Here is a 17,200-nt window from a genome sequence, read left to right on the forward strand (position 1 = left end):
ATGTCGATACCGAATATTTTAATGACCCGAATTGATAACCGGTTGGTGCATGGTCAGGTAGGTGTGACCTGGACCAATTCACTGGGGGCCAATTTGGTATTGGTGGCTAACGATCAAGTTGCCGGTGATTTGATGCAGCAAAACCTGATGGATATGGTGGTTTCCGATGGGATTCAGACCCGTTATTTCACTCTGCAAAAAACCATTGATGTGATTCATAAAGCGGCTGAACGCCAGAAAATTTTTATCGTCTGTAAAACACCGCAAGATGTACTGACGTTGGTAAAGGGTGGAGTGCCGATCCGATTTGTTAACGTGGGCAATATGCATTTTGCTGAAGGTAAGCGCCAGATCCATAAGACTGTTTCGGTTGATGATAGTGACGTAGTGGTGTTTCGTGAACTAGAGCAACTGGGTGTTACCTGCGAGATACGGCGGGTACCGGATGAAGCGGGAGAGCTTATCGATAAACTGTTGTTCTAAAGAGGTGAGTTATGCTGATTGATGCGATATTGATTGGATTACTGGCCGGGTTGGCGGGAGTGGATCTGTTTGATGGATTGACCCATTTTCACCGCCCTGTGGTGATTGGCCCGCTGGTCGGGTTGATTTTAGGGGATGTACAGACGGGTTTGTTGGTGGGGGGGACTCTGGAGCTGGTCTGGATGGGAATGGTGCCACTAGCTGGCGCTCAACCGCCAAATGTGGTGATTGGCGGGGTGATTGGCACCGCATTTGCTATTTTGACTCAGGCTGATCCTAAAGTGGCGATTGGTATAGCGGTGCCATTTTCCATTGCGGTACAAGGCTGTATTACTCTGCTGTTTACTCTGTTCTCACCCATGATGCATAAATGCGATCAGATGGTGAAAAAGCTGAATTGGCGCGGTGTAGAACGTGTGAACTATCTGGGCATCACCATTCTGTTTTGCTTCTACTTTATTGTGGCGTTTTTGCCCGTCTATTTTGGTGCCGATGCCGCCAGCGTCATGGTGCAGAAAGCGCCGCAGTGGTTGTTGGATGGATTGGCTGTTGCCGGCGGAATGATGCCTGCCATCGGTTTTTCCATGCTGATGAAAATCATGATGAAAAAGACCTATATAGCCTATTTCATTCTGGGCTTTATTTCGGTCACGTTCCTTAATATGCCGATTATCGCTGTAGCACTTGGCGCATTGGCGATCGCATTAATCGATTTTTTTAACCGTTCCCGTATAGAAGATACAGCTGAACGCGGCGCACCTACCACCCAGTCTCAGGAGATGGAAGATGGCATTTAACGACACCGATGCTGCTATGGCAGCTAAAGCTGAGAAAAGGATGGCGCAGGCACTGGCAACCAGTCAGGTTGAGCAGGATGACTATCAGGACAGTACGCCAGGTGAAGATCTGACTAACCGCGATCTGAATCGTATGGCGTGGCGCTCCCTGTTGTTACAGGCATCATTTAACTATGAGCGTATGCAGGCAGGAGGCTGGTTGTACACCTTGATCCCTGGGCTGCGTAAGATCCATAAAGATCCGCAAGATCTGGCGAATTCTATGAAGATGCACATGGAATTTATCAATGTGCATCCGTTTGATGTCACCTTCCTGTCCGGGTTGGTGCTGGCAATGGAACGGAATAAAGAGAAAATTTCTACTATCCGTGCCGTGAAAGTCGCGTTGATGGGGCCGCTGGGCGGGATTGGTGATGCGTTGTTCTGGCTGACGCTGTTACCCATCTGCGCTGGGATTGGGGCATCTCTGGCGCTACAGGGCAGTTTGTTTGGCCCCCTCGTATTTCTGTTGCTGTTTAATATCGTACATTTTGGCTTGCGTTTTGGTCTGGCACATTATGGTTATCGTACCGGAACCAGTGCGTTGGTATTGTTAAAAAAACATACCAAAAAGATCTCCCACGCGGCATCAATCGTGGGAATGACGGTGATCGGGGCATTAGTGGCTTCCTATGTTCATCTCTCAACACCGGTGGTGGTCAACGCCGGTAAAGCCAGTGTGGCGTTGCAAAAGGATGTACTGGATAAACTGATGCCTAATTTATTGCCGTTATGTTTTACCCTGCTGGTGTTTTGGCTGATGAAAAAAGGGTTTTCGCCGGTCAAGTTGATTGGTTTGACGGTGGTGATCGGCATTGTGGGTAAATTTGTTGGTTTTCTTTAACAAGCGCACTGAGGAGATGGCATGTTAGGTATTGTAATCACCGGTCATGGGCATTTCGCCAGTGGTTTGTTGCAGGCGGTGGAACAGGTCGTAGGGCAGCAGCCCCAGTGTTGTGCTGTCGATTTTCCTGAGGGGATCAGCACTGAGAAATTATTGGTGTTGCTGGAGGCGGCTTGCTCCGCCTGTGATAGTGGTGATGGTGTGATTATTCTCAGTGATTTGCTGGGGGGATCACCGTTTCGGCAGGCGGCACAATTGGCGATAGCCAATCCACGTTATGAAGTTATCACCGGGACTAATATGCAGTTGGTGGTAGAAATGATGCTGGACCGTGAAGGTATGGCGCTGGAAACCTTTCGTGATATGGCGCTGGAATGTGGGCGGCGGGGATTGACCAGCCTGTGGCATGAACAACAGAAACGGCGATATGACAGCCTGAATCTGGATGGCATTTAAGGAGCTTATATGTACCTGATTTCCAGTCGTCAAATGCTGAAAAAGGCTCTGCGTGAAGGTTATGCGGTTCCTGCTTTTAACGTCCATAATCTGGAAACTATCCAGGTGGTAGCGGAAACCGCTGCTCGCTTGGCATCACCGGTTATTTTGGCAGGTACGCCGAGTACTTTCAGTTATGCGGGGACTGACTATCTAGTGTCAATTTGTCAGGATGCCGCTCGCCGCCACAATTTGCCGCTGGCGTTGCATCTCGATCATCATGAGGAGTTAGAGGATATCAGCCATAAAGTGACCTCAGGTGTACGTTCAGTGATGATTGATGGCTCGCATTTACCCTTTGAGGAGAATATTCGTAAGGTGGCAGAGGTGGTACGATTTTGCCATCGTTACGATGTTAGCGTTGAGGCGGAATTGGGGCGGTTAGGGGGGCAGGAAGATGATTTACAGGTCTCCAGTGCCGATAGTTTCTTTACCGATCCGCTGGCAGCGAAAGCCTTTGTTGCCCGTACCGGTATTGATTCTCTGGCGGTAGCGATTGGTTCTGCGCATGGTTTGTATCATGGTGAACCGCATCTGGATTTTGATCGGTTAGCAGCAATCTGTGAACAGGTGGATATTCCGTTGGTGCTGCATGGCGCATCGGGTATTCCTGAAGTGATGATACAGCAGGCGATTGGTCTTGGTGTATGTAAAGTCAATGTGGCGACTGATCTGAAAATTGCTTTTGCTGATGCGGTAAAGCGTTATTTCATCCAGCATCCAGATGCGAATGATCCACGTAAATATATCGTGCCGGGAAAACAGGCTATGCAGGCAGTAGTAGAAGAGAAGATCCGGATTTGTGGCAGTGCAGGTAAGCTGTATTCGTGACGGTTCTGTTTTTTCATTCTGACTATAAGGAAACTGCTGTGAAAATAAGAACGTTAAATAAAATTACGTTAAGTTTATTAGCTAGTTCCGTGTTGTATAGTGCTCCAGTCTGGGCAGATAACTGGCGATTGGAGGGTGACAATTACCGTGTAACTGTTAGCGACGAACACGGTAAAGTGACGCAACTAAAATTTGAAAATCCGAAAAACCACGATCAAATCATTACTGACAATCTGTTTGAAATCACGTTGAAATCAGGAGAGAAGCTCGCGGCTAAAGATTTTCAGATTACTGATATCAGCAAAAAAAACAATCGTATTGTTGTCTCCCTGAAACATGGCGACATTCAGGTAAGAAATATCATTACTGCGGAGGATAAAGATAAGTACGGCTCGTTTGAAATCACTATTACACCGCAGGAAAATGCGTTGGAACTCAGCGCTGTCTCGTTGATGCCATTTCGTACTAAAATCCCTTTTGTTCACGGGTCTATCGCCAGTTCACCGATTATCAGCGATAGCTTCTTTATTGTTCCCGGTAATCCATTGATTACCACTGAGGCTTATAAAGGGAGCGCTTCGCAAAAAATTGCGCTCTCTATCCCGTTAGAGCCGGGGAAAACGTTAAGTTATAAGACGTATGTTGGTGTTTATCAGGAAGGACAATTGCGGCGCAACGTCAATGAGTTTTTGAACAATACTCGTTCGCGTAAATATAGTCCTTACCTACATTACAACTCTTGGTACGATATTGGTTACTTCACGCCTTATACCGAACAAGAGTCGTTGACTCGTATCAAACAGTTTGGGCAGGAGTTGGTGACTAAGCGCGGTGTGAAGTTGGGTGGTTATCTGTTTGATGATGGCTGGGATAACCTCAAAGGAGATTGGGGTTTTAGTCAGGCATTTCCCCATGAGTTCAAAAATCTTAAACAGGAAGCAGATCAATATCGTGCTCGTTTAGGTATTTGGCTTTCTCCTTGGGGCGGTTATGGTAAGCCCGGTGAGCAACGTGTTTCTCATGCGGAGGAGTTTGGCTATGAAGTGATAGATGGCAGATTTGCGCTTTCAGGCCCTAATTACTACGCCAATTTTCATAACCGGGTGCTCAATCTGATTCAACAACAAAATGTGTCCATGTTTAAGCTAGATGGCACCGGCAATGCTGATCGTGTGATTAAAGGAAGTGCATTCACCAGTGATTTTGATGCCGCTATCCATCTTATTGAAGATATGCGCAGTACCGGAAATGATCTGTTTATCAACTTGACCACAGGCACCAAAGCCACGCCTTCCTGGCTATTTTTCGCCGATTCTATTTGGCGTGGTGGCTATGATGTGGGGTTTCACGGTACAGGTTCCAAAGTGCAGCAGTGGCTTACCTATCGTGATGTGGAAACTTATCGTAATGTCGTAAGAAAGGGGCCGTTATTCCCACTGAATTCGTTGATGCTGCATGGCATTGTTTATGCTAAACAGGCTAAGCATTTGGATAAACAGTCACCTAAAGATTTTGCCGATCAGGTTTGGAGCTATTTTGGTAGCGGTACTCAGTTACAGGAGATGTATGTTACGCCTGAATTGTTGACCACAGAGGATTGGGATACGCTGGCAAACGCGGCGAAATGGTCAGAGAAAAATAAAGATGTGCTGTTTGATACCCATTGGATTGGTAAAGATCCCACCGAGCTAGAGGTGTATGGTTGGGGAGCCTGGAGTCCGGAAAAATCAATTATTACTTTGCGCAATCCTGCTAATGAAGTGAAACAATATTATCTGGATCTGCAAAGCGATCTCGAATTGCCTCATGATCAGCCTTCGGTATATGACGTTAAGATAGACTATGGCGAAAACAACTTGGTGCCGAAGTTTATCAATAAAACGGTGCTGCTTACCCTTCAGCCGTTAGAGACATTGACCTTTTCTCTGACCCCATCGAAATAATCACCGTGTTATTAAACTGCCCTGAATAAACTATTTTATTCGGGGCAGTGATGATTTGAAGAAACTATTGTGATGGTGTTTTATTAGAAAAAAGCTAGCTTATTATTAATAACTTGACACCTCAGAGATATTATATTTTGACTCTGCCAATAACTTTTTCTGCCGCTATATGTGATAGAAAGCCAGAGCGACTCTTGTATTCTGGATGGCTTGTGACGAATTGATCAATACGGCGGATCAGTAATGATGGAAGAGTTACGTTGATTTTCTCTGATTTTCCCATTAACTGAGTAATATCCACATCAACTAATGCCCATATTGCTCCCGTATATTCAGGATCTGTTAGGTAGTTTTCTACGTTTGTCGCTTCTGGTACTGCTTCATTATCATCAATTAGCAATTCGATATGCGCTTCAATTGCTTCTCGGACGCTTTCTATTGCATCTGTGAAATTGTCCCCACCAGAAAAGCAACCTGGGATATCAGGGACACGGACGCCGAAGGATGAATGACCTTTATCAATAGCAACTGGATATAACATTTACACCTCCGAAAAGTGGACTCAAAGTCCCGATTGTTTCTTGATACTTTTCAATGTTGGTAAAGGTATGTCCTTTTGTAGGTGTTTTACCGTTACCAATCCTTTCTTGGTTGGATGTTTGAATTGATGATGACTACCTTTAACCCTCACCAAATACCATCCGTCAGCTTCTATCATTGCTATCGCGTTTCTGCTATCCATCCTCCGGTTTTCTTGTTTTATCTTGATAGGGTTATAATAACCCTACAATGTTATGTGTCAAGTATAGTAGAGGTTACTGACATTGTTGTTAGCTAATGGAATAGCTAAAAAACTGACCAGCTTGGTTTCATGAACTATTATTAATCATAAGAAAATCTTGTCAAAATTGTCTGTAACTGAGTGGTGGGAGTAAGTCACAGTAATTGTTTTTTAAGAATTCATTTAAAGGGCAAAACTAATGAAAGCGTTGATCGTAGTCGACATGCTGAGCGATTTTGTCACAGGAGCGCTGGCTAATGAGGCGGATGCGATGAAGATCGTACCGGTAATCAAACGGTTGATTGATCATGCCCGGCACCAACCGGGGTGGCTGGTGGTTTATGCGAATGATGCTCATAGAGCGAGTGATCGGGAAATGGATATTTGGGGCAGGCATGCAATAGCCGGAACACCGGGCGCTAATGTTATTGAGGCACTGGCTCCAATTGGGGCAGATCGTGAAATTGTTTCACCCAAGCGATTTTATGGGGCTTTCGATGGCACCGATCTGGAAGATATTTTTAAAGAATATGGCGTAACGGAGGTTGTATTAACGGGCCAACATACTCATTGTTGTGTCAGGCATACCGCCTATGGCGCGTTTATACGCGGTTATCGAATCAAGGTCTTGTCAGATGCTGTGTGTGTCTTGCCCGGTGTCGATCAGGAGGCAGCTCTTGATTATCTTAAAGCCATTTACGGTGCTGAAATTACAACGAGTGCGGCATTAGGTGTGTAATGAGGATAATCTATTAATATAATTAATTTAGCTGTTGTGGAAGAGAAAATATAACCGCTAAAAATTGATCTGGCAGATATCTGAAAATATGGGCATCTGCCAGCTAAATATAAATATATATAAATGAGTGAAATTTAAATGTCTGGTAAATTACGTCCGTAATAAATTTCTTGTATCTCTTTTTTCAAGAGATGGGTAATTTCCTGCTTCTCAGTTTCACTCAGTTGCTCTGGTGTGGCATTAAATAGATAATCATTCAGGTCAAATCTTTTTTGCATCATTTTTGTATGAAATAAATTTTCCTGATAAATATTGACATCCATCATGTAATACTGAGATTGTACCTCTTCGGTCATATAATTCTGAATAGAACTGATTTCGTGATCGATATAGTGCTTCACGCCATTCACATCTCTTGTGAAACCACGCACGCGATAATCCATCGTGACAATATCCGATTCCAATTCGTGGATCAGATAGTTCAGCGCTTTGAGAGGTGAAATAACACCGCAGGTTGATACTTCAATATCAGCCCGGAAAGTGCATATGTCACCGTCCGGATGGCTCTCTGGATAAGTGTGAACGCAGATGTGGCTTTTATCCAAATGGGCGACAACGGAATCGGGTAACGGGCCGGGATTTTCAGTATTGTCCACATCTTTTGGGTCCATTGGCTCTTCGCTGACGAGAATAGTGACGCTTGCCCCTTGAGGTTCATAGTCCTGGCGAGCAATATTCAGAATATTTGCACCAATGATCGAACAGGTTTCGCTGAGAATTTCCGTTAAACGGTTGGCGTTATATTGTTCGTCAATGTAAGCGATATAACTATCCCGATCGGCTTGGCTTTTTGCGTAACAGATATCGTAAATACAAAAACTCAGGCTTTTTGTCAGGTTATTAAAGCCGTGCAATTTCAGCTTGTGCAATTTATTCCACCTCCTGGCTAATAGGTGATTATGGGTTTACGGATAGTGCATCCAGCAGATATTGCGGTAAGGCAAAGCTACCTGCGTGAACGGCTGGGTTGTAGTAGCGGCAGGTGAAGCCTGCGGTATCAAAGCGCTGTTGCAGTGTTGCCAGATCCACATGACGTAATACCCGGTTCTGACTTGCCCAGGCAAAGGTCATTATTCCGCCGTAATAGGTTGGAATAGCAGCCTGATAGAAACTGCTGTCAGCGAAATAGTTGCTTAGTTTTTTATGGCTGGTGACAGCTTCATCTTGTTGCAGGAAACAGACACCATTTTGGGCAACAAAAACGCCATTGTCATTCAGACAGCGCCGGCAACCTTGATAGAATTCCGATGTGAATAATCCTTCACCAGGTCCGATTGGATCAGTGCAGTCAGAGATAATGACATCGAATTTCTGATCGGTTGTGCTAACGAAATTAACACCATCGTCAATGACTAGGTTGAAGCGCGGATCATCATAAGCGCCGGCATGATGGTTAGGCAGATATTGGCAGCAGAATTCAACTACGCCAGCATCAATTTCAACCATCGTAATGCTTTCAAGGTATTGATGACGACAGACTTCGCGTAGCATACCGCCATCACCACCGCCGATAATCAGCACTCGTTTGGCGTTCCCGTGGGCGAATAGAGGAACATGAGCCATCATTTCGTGGTAGATAAATTCATCACGTTCAGTCGTTTGTACTGTGCCATCCAGCGCCATGATGCGGCCAAACTCCGCATTTTCAAAGATGATCAAATCCTGATGCTCAGTTTTATCGTGATAAAGCACTTTATCGACCGAAAAATACTGACCAAAATTGGCGTGCAGGGTTTCGTACCAAGTTTCTTTTTGTGACATGACCCGGCTTTCCTCCACTGTGGCGGCCGTGAAAATTGGGTTCACATAATAGCCAACAATTCTCACAGTTGCACGGTGAAATTTACCCTTTAAGAGGTATCAGGAGCCGGACTATTTAACGTAAGCAAATAAGCTCAACGAATCTCTGGCGAGAGCATGGCACTTTATCGCATTGGATAGATAAATACCTTTCAGATCCTGGTAGCTTTCTTCATTGAGTCTATCCATCAATTGGCTGTTGTAATTGGTCAAATCCCACTTATTACGTTGAGCGAAATAGATAATGGCCCGCTTAATTTCCCGGTCAGGGATTTGGCTGTAACCACAGTCATATTTCAGATAGATAAACACCGCCGTCAGATCTGCCAGATCTTCGGCTTCATTTTCTGTCAGTGCTTTTGCGGGGTGGGAAAAACCGAAAAGAACTAATAGGTAAGTCAATAAGGCTAATTTTCGCATTTGTATTATAATAATGAATCCATGTCAGGTTACGTTAACATATTAATATCTTTGTCCGGTAAAATTTATTTTTGTGAATTATTGTAAAGATCGATTTAAATCACATTCCCATCACTTGACCTTCCTGTAAGGGTAACCTTTACGTTGCTGCTATGTGTGGTTTTTTTATTGTTTAATCAGGAAATGAATATGCAACGACGTGATTTTATTAAATTAAGCGCTGTGATTGGTGTATCCGGCATGTTGCCTGTATGGAGCCGTTTCTCCTTGGCTGAATCCTATCCTGCACTACCGATCCCTCCACAACTAGAGCCTGATGCGGCAGGTAAAATTGCGATTGAAATCAAAGCGGGACAATCCCGTTTGCGGGCGGGATCGGTGACTAAAACTTGGGGTCATAACGGTGATTTTTACCCTTGAACAACCGGAAGCAACTTGCTGGTTTCATCCACATACACATGGTAAGACGGGTTATCAGGTGGCAATGGGGCTTTGCCCATCACGAGTGGTGTCGTGAAGACGTTCAAGTTTGATTTTTTGTTCTGACGTGATAAATATTTTCATAGCGAGAATAATGATCTCCATTTCGTATAAAATCAAGCATCTTCAATGATTACGGGTATATATCAGAAAAAAATGATATTTCTGTATCTAATTGATATTCGATAAGCACCAATAGAACACCACAAAGCGTTGTACAGTGATTGCTATAGGCACTAAAATAGACGCAGATTTTTGTATGTTATTTGTCCTGTTTAAATGAAGGTGCCGAGATGCTTAGTGTAAGGTTTGATTCAGAAAAGGCTATAGAGGCTATTCTGTACGTTGCCTCTACAGCGCCAATCTCTGACATTTATCATGTGGGTAAAATTTTGTATTTTGCTGACAGACTCCATTTAGAGCGTTATGGCCGGCTTATTACTGGTGACAATTATCTTGCGATGAAAGATGGTCCTGTCGCAGAAAATGTTTACGATATTATAAAGATAGCTAGAGGTGATGGACGTTTTATCCCGAATGGGTGTGACGTTGATGTTATTCGGTCATCTCTGTCAGTAGAAGGCAGTAATGGAAATCATCAAGTACGTGCTTTACGTAATTTCGTTGAGGATGTATTCAGTGATTCAGATATTGATTGTATAAATGAAGCAATTGAGAAGTATGGAAATCTTTCTTTTAAAGAAATACGTGATATCAGTCATGATAGCGTTTGGATGGCTGCTGACCAGAATGGTGAGATTCCATTGGAAGTGATCGCGGCCAGTTGCAAAGATGGTGACAAATTAGTTGCTTATCTGACTTCTGCTGAGTAGCTGATGACTAATCTTGGTGACAGATTTCCTGCATCTTTTAGGGCAGATTTTTTAGTCCGACAGAGTTTGGCTATAGGAGATGTTCTTTATCTTCACTGCCCTTTTACAACGCCGCCAAAGTTAAAATATCTGTTGGTTTGCTGCTGTGAGCCGCTGCTTGTTCTGATAATTAATTCTAAAATTAGCGAATTTATCCAATTACGGCAGGAGCTTCTTCGATGTCAAGTCGATCTGCCTCAGAAAGATCATAAGTTTTTGCAATGGGATTCGTTTATTAATTGTATAGATGCTCATGCGGCATTTGATATTAACGATATTAAGGGAAGGATCAGCACTGATTATCATAATATTGTTAAGGGTAAAGTCGCTGATTATTGTATGAGTGAAGTTTATAAGGCGGTTAAATGTTCCCCGACGATGAAACGTGGACAGAAACGCAAGATATTAGAGTCACTAGAACGATTTGTTGGTTAGCTGTATCTTATCCGTTCAAAAGAACGGAGTATCAATCGGCATACTAATAATCATGATTTTCACCGCGCTTTATCATGATTATTATTTTTAAAAACAATTGGTTATATTTATAATGAAACACACTGTAGAAGTTATGCTCTCCGAACAGGAGGTTAAGCAACGCATTGCTGAGTTGGGAAAACAGATCACTGAACACTATCGTGACAGCGGCAATGAGCTGGTTCTGGTCGGGTTACTGAGAGGTTCATTTATTTTTATGGCTGATTTGTGCCGTGAAATTCAGGTTCCTCATGAAGTGGATTTTATGACAGCTTCCAGTTATGGCAGCGGTATGAATTCCACCCGCGATGTGAAAATTCTGAAAGATTTGGATGAAGATATTCGCGGTAAGCATGTCCTGCTTGTGGAAGATATTATTGATTCAGGTAACACGCTGAATAAAGTGCGTGAAATTTTGGCACTGCGTGAGCCAAAATCACTGGCGATTTGTACTCTGCTTGATAAACCTTCTCGCCGTGAAGTTGATGTGCCGGTTGAATGGATTGGTTACTCAATTGAAGATAAATTTGTTGTGGGTTACGGTATCGATTATGCGCAACATTATCGCCATCTGCCTTATATCGGCCATGTGATTTTGTTGGAAGAGTGATTTTTACGGAATTTGAAAACGGTAACTTTCGGGTTGCTGTTTTTATTTTTTGAAATGAAAATCTGTATTAATCTTCTCTTAATTACGCTGTAGCAGAGGTTAAATATAACCTTTTCTACTTCTACAGCGTATTTTGTTAGTTACCTGAAAACTTACTTCTTATTCGTCAGCTTGGACACGGTCTGGCGATAGGCAAGTTCCAGTTTTTCCCGACTGTCGGCGGTGACTTCCAGATCTTGCAATTGACCATTATGGATACCGTAAACCCAGCCGTGGATCATCACTTTCTGTCCCCGTTTCCATGCTGCTTGCATAATAGTTGAGTGACCAAGGTTATAGACTTGCTCGACAACATTGATTTCACACAGACGGTTCAGACGCTCATTGGGCGGTAATTCACCCAGCATAGAGCTATGTTTATACCAGAGATCGCGGATATGCAGCAGCCAGTTGTTAATCAATCCCAGCTCAGTGCCGTCAATTGCGGCTTCGATACCACCACAACCGTAATGGCCGCAGATAATAATATGTTCAACTTCCAGTACGTCTACTGCGTATTGAATGACAGAAAGACAATTTAAGTCAGTATGAATAACCAGGTTTGCCACATTTCGGTGAACAAACAAGTCACCGGGAGCGGCATCAATCAGTTTTTCTGCGGGTACTCTGCTGTCTGAACAACCAATCCACAAGAAATGGGGTTTCTGTGTTTTTGCTAATTCTTTGAAAAATTTTGGATTTTCTTCGTTAACCGATTCTGACCACTGCTTGTTATTGGCAAGCAAATCTTCTATTTTTTTCATCATGGTGAATAGCCTGATAGTGTTTATTTAAGATAGAATCATATACAACATCAATTGAAATTTTAATATTTTGTTGCTGTTTGTTTTTCATCTTTCTACTGTTTTTGCAAAGAAAACCAGGTAGGAAAGAGGCATTATATTTTCATATTGCACGCAAAGGCGGCCAGATAATAAGGTGTTTTTTAATTTATGACTTATGCATTGGAGTTGACGCAGCTCACCAAGACCTATGCGGGTGATGTTAAGGCGCTGTGTGGGATTGACCTAAATGTGGAAGTAGGAGATTTCTACGCGTTATTGGGTCCGAACGGTGCAGGGAAGTCCACCACAATCGGCATTATCAGTTCTCTGGTAAACAAAAGCAGCGGTAAGGTTAAGGTGTTTGGCTACGATATTGATACGGATATTGTGAACGCCAAACGCCAGTTAGGCCTTGTTCCGCAGGAGTTTAACTTTAACCCGTTTGAGACGGTGTTGCAGATTGTTCTCAATCAGGCCGGTTACTACGGTGTACCGCGAAAAGTGGCTCAAGCCAGAGCAAAAACGTATCTTTCACAATTAGATCTGTGGGAAAAACGCGATCAACGGGCGATTCGTTTGTCTGGTGGTATGAAACGGCGCCTGATGATTGTACGAGCTTTGATGCATCAGCCTAAATTATTAATCCTTGATGAGCCGACAGCCGGGGTTGATATTGAACTTCGCCGCTCTATGTGGAGTTTTTTGAAACAATTGAATGTGCAGGGAACAACGATCATTCTGACTACGCATTATCTGGAAGAAGCCGAAATGCTGTGCCGCAATATTGGTATTATTCAGCATGGTGAACTGGTGGAAAACACCAGTATGAAAAGTTTACTCAGTCAGGTGGAATCTGAAACGTTTTTCTTCGATTTGGCAACGAAAAGTCCAGCACCGGAACTTGCCGGATATAATTACCGGGTGATAGACACATCGACTCTGGAAGTCGATGTTCAGCGTGAACAGGGGTTAAATGGTGTGTTTACCCAGTTAAATGCTCAGGGTATTCAGATCCCGAGTATGCGTAATAAAGCGAACCGTCTGGAAGAGTTGTTTGTCAGTTTGGTGAACAACAAGCAAGGAGACCGTAAATGATTCAGTTGTACTGGGTGGCACTAAAAACACTCTGGATTAAAGAAATTACCCGTTTTGGTCGTATCTGGGTACAGACTTTATTACCACCGGTTATCACCATGTCACTCTATTTTGTTATTTTCGGTAGTTTAATCGGTTCGCGGATTGGCAAAATGGGCGGTGTGGATTATATGCAGTTTATTGTCCCTGGCCTGATTATGATGGCGGTGATTACTAACTCTTATGCCAATGTTTCTTCTTCTTTCTTTGGGGCGAAATTCCAGCGCAGTATTGAGGAACTACTGGTAGCACCGGTTCCGACACACATCGTTATTGCCGGTTTTGTGGGTGGCGGTGTTGCCCGTGGTGTCTGCGTCGGTATTCTGGTGACACTGGTTTCTCTGTTTTTTGTTCCGCTTCATATTCATGCGTGGTGGATGATTGTTGTCACTTTGCTGATGACATCAATTCTGTTCTCGCTGGGGGGATTGCTGAATTCGATTTTCGCTAAGACATTTGATGATATCAGTATTATTCCTACCTTCGTATTAACGCCTCTGACTTATCTTGGCGGGGTGTTTTATTCGCTGACATTATTACCACCATTTTGGCAAGCTGTTTCCAAACTGAACCCGATAGTTTATATGATTAGTGGTTTCCGTTATGGTTTTCTGGGAATTACCGATGTTTCTTTAACAATAACGTTGGGTGTTTTGACTGCGTTTATTATGGTTTTTTATCTTGTCGCCTGGTATTTGATTGAAACAGGGCGGGGATTGAGGACTTAATTTGTAGATTATTTTGTGATTAAGTGGTGGTGATGGGTAGGGGAAGTTTATTTATAGTGTCTTCACAACCTACCCATTATTGATCATGTGGTTTGTACTCAGGCCACTTGAACCGGAACGGCTTTAGCAATACGGCTCATAATATTGTCACCGTCAAAGTAAGCCATATTAGGCTTATGATGACGGGCATCTTCGTCAGAAATTTGTATATATGAGCAGATAATTAACTTATGACCGACCTCAGCACGGTGAGCCGCTGCTCCGTTGACTGAAATGATTCTAGAACCACGTTCAGCGGCGATAGCATAAGTGGAAAAACGTTCGCCGTTATCCACGTTATAGATATCAATGGCTTCATATTCCAGAATACCGGCTGCATCCATAAAGTTCTGATCAATTGCACAGGAACCTTCATAATGCAGATCTGCCTGAGTGACTTTCACCCGGTGCAATTTCCCTTGTAGCATAGTGCGCAACATGGTTTTCTCCTGATTCAATGACAACTTAGAACCTGTTGTTTTATTTTTCTGCACCAATAACGCCTGACAGAACAGACTATTATTGAGTTAAATCGACCTGCTGATTATCGATCAATCGGGTTTGCCCTAACCAAGCGGCCATTAGAATAACCGCTTTTTTGCTTTCGGTATTCAACGGTGCCAGGGTTTCGGCATCACGGATAAACAACTCATCAGGCATAAAGCCCGCTTCACGTAACTGTTCGGAAGCTTGAGTGAGCAATGGTTCCGTGTGGCGTTCACCCTGCGCCATTTTTTCAGCGATAGATTTCATGATCTTGCTAAGTTCTGGCGCAATTCTATGTTCATCGGCTGTTAAATTGCTATTACGCGAACTCAGCGCCAGGCCATTTTTATCGCGTACTGTCGGCACTGAAATCAAAGTAATATCATAAGCCAGATCAGCAATCATCTTGCGGATAAGTTGTAATTGTTGAAAATCTTTCTCGCCAAAATAGGTTAAATCCGGTTGCACTAGGTTGAACAGTTTGCTCACCACGGTTGAAACACCACGGAAATGACTAGGACGGCTGGCACCTTCCAGTATGGTAGAAAGTTCAGGGACTTCAACATACGTCTGATGTTCCATACCATTAGGGTATATTTCTTTATCGGAAGGGGCAAAGATGAGATCGACACCATGTTGGTGAAGTTTCTCGCAATCTTTTTGTAAGGTACGCGGATACTTTGCCAGATCATCCTGACGATTAAACTGCATCGGGTTAACGAAGATACTGACGATGACAATATCTGCCTGCCCTTTGGCCTCATCAACTAATGTCATATGGCCGTCATGCAGGTTACCCATTGTTGGCACTAGTGCAATGCGTTTCCCTTCCTGACGCCAGCGGCGGATTTCACGGCGTAGAATCGGTACTGTTTCGACAATCAGCATTGCTTAATACTCCTTAATGTGTTCAAAGTCTTCGAGCTAACAAAGGTAATTTATTAATTAAATGAGTGTTCTTTACCCGGGTAGGATCCACTTTCTACCTGCTCTTTATACAGGCGGATGGCATCACGCATATTCCCTGCTTCTGCAAGGAAGTTTTTCGCAAATTTAGGGGGTCTGGCGGTAATTCCCAGAGCGTCATGCATCACCAAAACTTGTCCGTCAGTCACATTACCGGCACCAATACCAATCACCGGGATGTGTAGTTCATCGGTAATACGTTTAGCTAATTCAGCAGGGACACACTCCAGCACCAGCAATTGTATGCCTGCTTGTTCCAGTGTAATCGCATCTTTTATCAACTGATTAGCCGATTTTTCATCACGGCCCTGGACTTTATAACCCCCAAGAACATGAACAGACTGAGGCGTTAGCCCTAAATGAGCGCAAACCGGTACGGAACGCTCGGTAAGCATTTTAATGGTATCGTTTAGCCAGCTGCCGCCCTCAATTTTCACCATGTTAGCTCCGGCACGCATCAGTTTGGCGGCGTTTTCACAACTCTGCTCTGGTGTGGCGTAACTCATGAAAGGCATATCAGCGATAAGGAAAGTATAGGGTGCACCCGCACGGACGCAACGAGTGTGGTAGACAATATCTTCGACTGTCACTGGAATGGTGGTATCAGCCCCTTGTAATGCCATACCCAGTGAGTCACCAACCAGCATGACATTAATACCTTGTTCGGCAAACAGATGGGCAAAGCTGGAGTCATAAGCGGTAATAGTGGCGAATTTACGTTTTTCTTTTTTGAGCTGATTCAGATCAGCCATGGTAATGGGTTTCATTATCTATCTTCCTCCTGCAATTTTTCTTGTTATGTACAGAAATCGGCCACGGACTGAACTGAGATCCTTATCTGCAATGATGAGGATCTGAGGGCTGTGACAGCCGCCAGAGTACCAGGCCGTTTTCCGGGATATGTTTCAGTCTTTCAGATAACGCTTCCCCATCAGGAAATACCAGGTCAGGGGCGATTTCAGTCAACGGGTAGAGCATGAATTCGCGTTGTTTCAGTCCGTAATGGGGTACCGTTAAGCGTTCGGTATTAATCACCTGATCGCCAAATAGCATGATATCCAGATCAAGTGTCCTTGGCCCCCAGCGTTCATCTTTTCTTACTCGTCCCTGAGCCAATTCAATCGCCTGCGTGTGATTGAGCAGCTCTTCCGGTGCCAGAGTAGTTTCCAGTGCTACCGCCACATTCAGAAAATCAGGCTGATTTTGCGGCCCCATCGGTTTGGTTCGATACAACGAAGAGCTGGCAATAAACTCTGTTTCCGGTAAATCTTTTAGTGCAGCAAGGGCATTTTTTACTTGTTGCACTGGTTCTGCCAAGTTGCTGCCAACAGCGATATAAACGCAGGTCATGATGA

The 17,200-nt window shown here is 43.9% G+C and carries 22 protein-coding genes and 1 pseudogene; 13 read left to right on the top strand and 10 right to left on the bottom strand.

The window, feature by feature from the left end; genetic code table 11:
- The 6 genes from agaV to ACGF7G_RS04025 are packed head-to-tail and all read left to right on the top strand — an operon-like array spanning nt 1 to nt 5,432.
- Nucleotides 1–483 (top strand): PTS N-acetylgalactosamine transporter subunit IIB, encoded by a 483-nt coding sequence (gene agaV / locus ACGF7G_RS04000; RefSeq protein ID WP_152963109.1) that lies wholly within the window; start codon nt 1–3, stop codon nt 481–483.
- 11 nt (nt 484–494) lie between these two features.
- Nucleotides 495–1,280 carry a PTS N-acetylgalactosamine transporter subunit IIC gene (gene agaW / locus ACGF7G_RS04005; protein WP_387463688.1) on the top strand — a complete coding sequence of 262 codons (786 nt, stop codon included), beginning with the start codon at nt 495–497 and terminating at the stop codon, nt 1,278–1,280.
- Nucleotides 1,270–2,163 carry a PTS system mannose/fructose/sorbose family transporter subunit IID gene (locus ACGF7G_RS04010; RefSeq protein WP_133813457.1) on the top strand — a complete coding sequence of 298 codons (894 nt, stop codon included), beginning with the start codon at nt 1,270–1,272 and terminating at the stop codon, nt 2,161–2,163. Before agaW ends, ACGF7G_RS04010 begins: the two co-directional genes overlap by 11 nt.
- 21 nt (nt 2,164–2,184) lie before the next feature.
- Nucleotides 2,185–2,619, top strand: coding sequence for a PTS galactosamine/N-acetylgalactosamine transporter subunit IIA (gene agaF, locus ACGF7G_RS04015; protein ID WP_387463689.1), 435 nt, complete (start codon nt 2,185–2,187; stop codon nt 2,617–2,619).
- A 9-nt stretch (nt 2,620–2,628) separates the two neighbouring features.
- Complete coding sequence (locus tag ACGF7G_RS04020) at nt 2,629–3,489, top strand: tagatose bisphosphate family class II aldolase (protein WP_387463691.1); 861 nt, start codon at nt 2,629–2,631, stop codon at nt 3,487–3,489.
- Between the two features lie 38 nt (nt 3,490–3,527).
- Entirely contained in the window at nt 3,528–5,432 is a 1,905-nt protein-coding gene (locus ACGF7G_RS04025; protein WP_387463692.1) for an enterotoxin, read from the top strand.
- A 130-nt stretch (nt 5,433–5,562) separates the two neighbouring features.
- Here ACGF7G_RS04025 and ACGF7G_RS04030 read toward each other — a convergent pair whose 3' ends face one another.
- Together ACGF7G_RS04030 and ACGF7G_RS04035 are read right to left on the bottom strand one after the other, a co-directional pair.
- A complete protein-coding gene (locus tag ACGF7G_RS04030) occupies nt 5,563–5,973 on the bottom strand; it encodes a type II toxin-antitoxin system HicB family antitoxin (protein WP_133813461.1) in 411 nt (136 codons plus the stop codon).
- A 21-nt stretch (nt 5,974–5,994) separates the two neighbouring features.
- Nucleotides 5,995–6,174 carry a type II toxin-antitoxin system HicA family toxin gene (locus ACGF7G_RS04035; protein WP_166295889.1) on the bottom strand — a complete coding sequence of 60 codons (180 nt, stop codon included), beginning with the start codon at nt 6,172–6,174 and terminating at the stop codon, nt 5,995–5,997.
- Nucleotides 6,175–6,412: 238 nt separating this feature from the next.
- Between ACGF7G_RS04035 and ACGF7G_RS04040 the strand changes: the two genes are divergently transcribed.
- Nucleotides 6,413–6,952 (top strand): cysteine hydrolase family protein, encoded by a 540-nt coding sequence (locus ACGF7G_RS04040; protein WP_387463695.1) that lies wholly within the window; start codon nt 6,413–6,415, stop codon nt 6,950–6,952.
- Nucleotides 6,953–7,086: 134 nt separating this feature from the next.
- Here the strand turns inward: ACGF7G_RS04040 and speD are convergent, their stop codons facing one another.
- From speD to ACGF7G_RS04055, 3 genes are all read right to left on the bottom strand, one after another.
- Nucleotides 7,087–7,881 (bottom strand): adenosylmethionine decarboxylase, encoded by a 795-nt coding sequence (gene speD / locus ACGF7G_RS04045; RefSeq protein ID WP_133813463.1) that lies wholly within the window; start codon nt 7,879–7,881, stop codon nt 7,087–7,089.
- A 28-nt stretch (nt 7,882–7,909) separates the two neighbouring features.
- On the bottom strand, nt 7,910–8,773 hold the full coding sequence (gene speE, locus ACGF7G_RS04050) for a polyamine aminopropyltransferase (RefSeq protein WP_387463697.1): 864 nt from the start codon (nt 8,771–8,773) through the stop codon (nt 7,910–7,912).
- A 111-nt stretch (nt 8,774–8,884) separates the two neighbouring features.
- Entirely contained in the window at nt 8,885–9,232 is a 348-nt protein-coding gene (locus ACGF7G_RS04055; protein WP_036849730.1) for a YacC family pilotin-like protein, read from the bottom strand.
- Nucleotides 9,233–9,421: 189 nt separating this feature from the next.
- On the opposite strand from ACGF7G_RS04055, the pseudogene ACGF7G_RS04060 reads away from it, so the two are divergent.
- From ACGF7G_RS04060 to hpt, 4 genes and pseudogenes are all read left to right on the top strand, one after another.
- A pseudogene (locus ACGF7G_RS04060) lies at nt 9,422–9,725 on the top strand (multicopper oxidase); the annotation flags it as partial.
- A gap of 280 nt (nt 9,726–10,005) precedes the next feature.
- The gene (locus ACGF7G_RS04065; RefSeq protein ID WP_387463700.1) at nt 10,006–10,545 is read left to right on the top strand and encodes a Panacea domain-containing protein; all 540 of its coding nucleotides are present in this window, start codon (nt 10,006–10,008) and stop codon (nt 10,543–10,545) included.
- Nucleotides 10,546–10,548: 3 nt separating this feature from the next.
- Complete coding sequence (locus tag ACGF7G_RS04070) at nt 10,549–11,019, top strand: hypothetical protein (protein ID WP_387463701.1); 471 nt, start codon at nt 10,549–10,551, stop codon at nt 11,017–11,019.
- Nucleotides 11,020–11,131: 112 nt separating this feature from the next.
- Nucleotides 11,132–11,668 carry a hypoxanthine phosphoribosyltransferase gene (gene hpt / locus ACGF7G_RS04075; RefSeq protein ID WP_387463703.1) on the top strand — a complete coding sequence of 179 codons (537 nt, stop codon included), beginning with the start codon at nt 11,132–11,134 and terminating at the stop codon, nt 11,666–11,668.
- A gap of 152 nt (nt 11,669–11,820) precedes the next feature.
- Here hpt and can read toward each other — a convergent pair whose 3' ends face one another.
- Nucleotides 11,821–12,474, bottom strand: a complete 654-nt coding sequence (gene can, locus ACGF7G_RS04080) for a carbonate dehydratase (RefSeq protein ID WP_133813484.1) — start codon at nt 12,472–12,474, stop codon at nt 11,821–11,823.
- A 186-nt stretch (nt 12,475–12,660) separates the two neighbouring features.
- Here can and ACGF7G_RS04085 point away from each other — a divergent pair, with 186 nt between their 5' ends.
- Both ACGF7G_RS04085 and ACGF7G_RS04090 read left to right on the top strand, forming a co-directional pair.
- Complete coding sequence (locus tag ACGF7G_RS04085; protein ID WP_387463705.1) at nt 12,661–13,587, top strand: ABC transporter ATP-binding protein; 927 nt, start codon at nt 12,661–12,663, stop codon at nt 13,585–13,587.
- Nucleotides 13,584–14,354, top strand: coding sequence for an ABC transporter permease (locus ACGF7G_RS04090; protein ID WP_133813486.1), 771 nt, complete (start codon nt 13,584–13,586; stop codon nt 14,352–14,354). Before ACGF7G_RS04085 ends, ACGF7G_RS04090 begins: the two co-directional genes overlap by 4 nt.
- A gap of 98 nt (nt 14,355–14,452) precedes the next feature.
- On the opposite strand, the gene panD is transcribed toward ACGF7G_RS04090, so the two are convergent.
- From panD to folK, 4 genes are all read right to left on the bottom strand, one after another.
- A complete protein-coding gene (panD, locus tag ACGF7G_RS04095) occupies nt 14,453–14,833 on the bottom strand; it encodes an aspartate 1-decarboxylase (protein WP_133814230.1) in 381 nt (126 codons plus the stop codon).
- Nucleotides 14,834–14,912: 79 nt separating this feature from the next.
- Entirely contained in the window at nt 14,913–15,767 is an 855-nt protein-coding gene (panC, locus tag ACGF7G_RS04100) for a pantoate--beta-alanine ligase (RefSeq protein ID WP_387463707.1), read from the bottom strand.
- 53 nt (nt 15,768–15,820) lie between these two features.
- A complete protein-coding gene (gene panB / locus ACGF7G_RS04105; RefSeq protein WP_387463709.1) occupies nt 15,821–16,612 on the bottom strand; it encodes a 3-methyl-2-oxobutanoate hydroxymethyltransferase in 792 nt (263 codons plus the stop codon).
- Between the two features lie 67 nt (nt 16,613–16,679).
- Nucleotides 16,680–17,195: a 2-amino-4-hydroxy-6-hydroxymethyldihydropteridine diphosphokinase gene (folK, locus tag ACGF7G_RS04110; RefSeq protein WP_387463710.1), complete on the bottom strand. Its 516-nt coding sequence runs from the start codon at nt 17,193–17,195 to the stop codon at nt 16,680–16,682.
- Nucleotides 17,196–17,200: the final 5 nt, after the last annotated feature.

The organism is Photorhabdus sp. RM323S (genome assembly GCF_042879375.1).
Lineage (GTDB): Bacteria > Pseudomonadota > Gammaproteobacteria > Enterobacterales > Enterobacteriaceae > Photorhabdus > Photorhabdus tasmaniensis.

Coding starts and splice junctions, on each gene's coding strand:
- folK (WP_387463710.1), bottom strand. CDS start 17,195: ATGACCTGCGTTTATATCGCTGTTGGCAGCAACTTGGCAGAACCAGTG.
- ACGF7G_RS04070 (WP_387463701.1), top strand. CDS start 10,549: ATGACTAATCTTGGTGACAGATTTCCTGCATCTTTTAGGGCAGATTTT.
- panC (WP_387463707.1), bottom strand. CDS start 15,767: ATGCTGATTGTCGAAACAGTACCGATTCTACGCCGTGAAATCCGCCGC.
- agaV (WP_152963109.1), top strand. CDS start 1: ATGTCGATACCGAATATTTTAATGACCCGAATTGATAACCGGTTGGTG.
- can (WP_133813484.1), bottom strand. CDS start 12,474: ATGATGAAAAAAATAGAAGATTTGCTTGCCAATAACAAGCAGTGGTCA.
- ACGF7G_RS04030 (WP_133813461.1), bottom strand. CDS start 5,973: ATGTTATATCCAGTTGCTATTGATAAAGGTCATTCATCCTTCGGCGTC.
- ACGF7G_RS04020 (WP_387463691.1), top strand. CDS start 2,629: ATGTACCTGATTTCCAGTCGTCAAATGCTGAAAAAGGCTCTGCGTGAA.
- panD (WP_133814230.1), bottom strand. CDS start 14,833: ATGTTGCGCACTATGCTACAAGGGAAATTGCACCGGGTGAAAGTCACT.
- agaW (WP_387463688.1), top strand. CDS start 495: ATGCTGATTGATGCGATATTGATTGGATTACTGGCCGGGTTGGCGGGA.
- agaF (WP_387463689.1), top strand. CDS start 2,185: ATGTTAGGTATTGTAATCACCGGTCATGGGCATTTCGCCAGTGGTTTG.
- hpt (WP_387463703.1), top strand. CDS start 11,132: ATGAAACACACTGTAGAAGTTATGCTCTCCGAACAGGAGGTTAAGCAA.
- ACGF7G_RS04090 (WP_133813486.1), top strand. CDS start 13,584: ATGATTCAGTTGTACTGGGTGGCACTAAAAACACTCTGGATTAAAGAA.
- ACGF7G_RS04040 (WP_387463695.1), top strand. CDS start 6,413: ATGAAAGCGTTGATCGTAGTCGACATGCTGAGCGATTTTGTCACAGGA.
- ACGF7G_RS04065 (WP_387463700.1), top strand. CDS start 10,006: ATGCTTAGTGTAAGGTTTGATTCAGAAAAGGCTATAGAGGCTATTCTG.
- speE (WP_387463697.1), bottom strand. CDS start 8,773: ATGTCACAAAAAGAAACTTGGTACGAAACCCTGCACGCCAATTTTGGT.
- ACGF7G_RS04010 (WP_133813457.1), top strand. CDS start 1,270: ATGGCATTTAACGACACCGATGCTGCTATGGCAGCTAAAGCTGAGAAA.
- ACGF7G_RS04085 (WP_387463705.1), top strand. CDS start 12,661: ATGACTTATGCATTGGAGTTGACGCAGCTCACCAAGACCTATGCGGGT.
- ACGF7G_RS04035 (WP_166295889.1), bottom strand. CDS start 6,174: ATGGATAGCAGAAACGCGATAGCAATGATAGAAGCTGACGGATGGTAT.
- ACGF7G_RS04055 (WP_036849730.1), bottom strand. CDS start 9,232: ATGCGAAAATTAGCCTTATTGACTTACCTATTAGTTCTTTTCGGTTTT.
- panB (WP_387463709.1), bottom strand. CDS start 16,612: ATGAAACCCATTACCATGGCTGATCTGAATCAGCTCAAAAAAGAAAAA.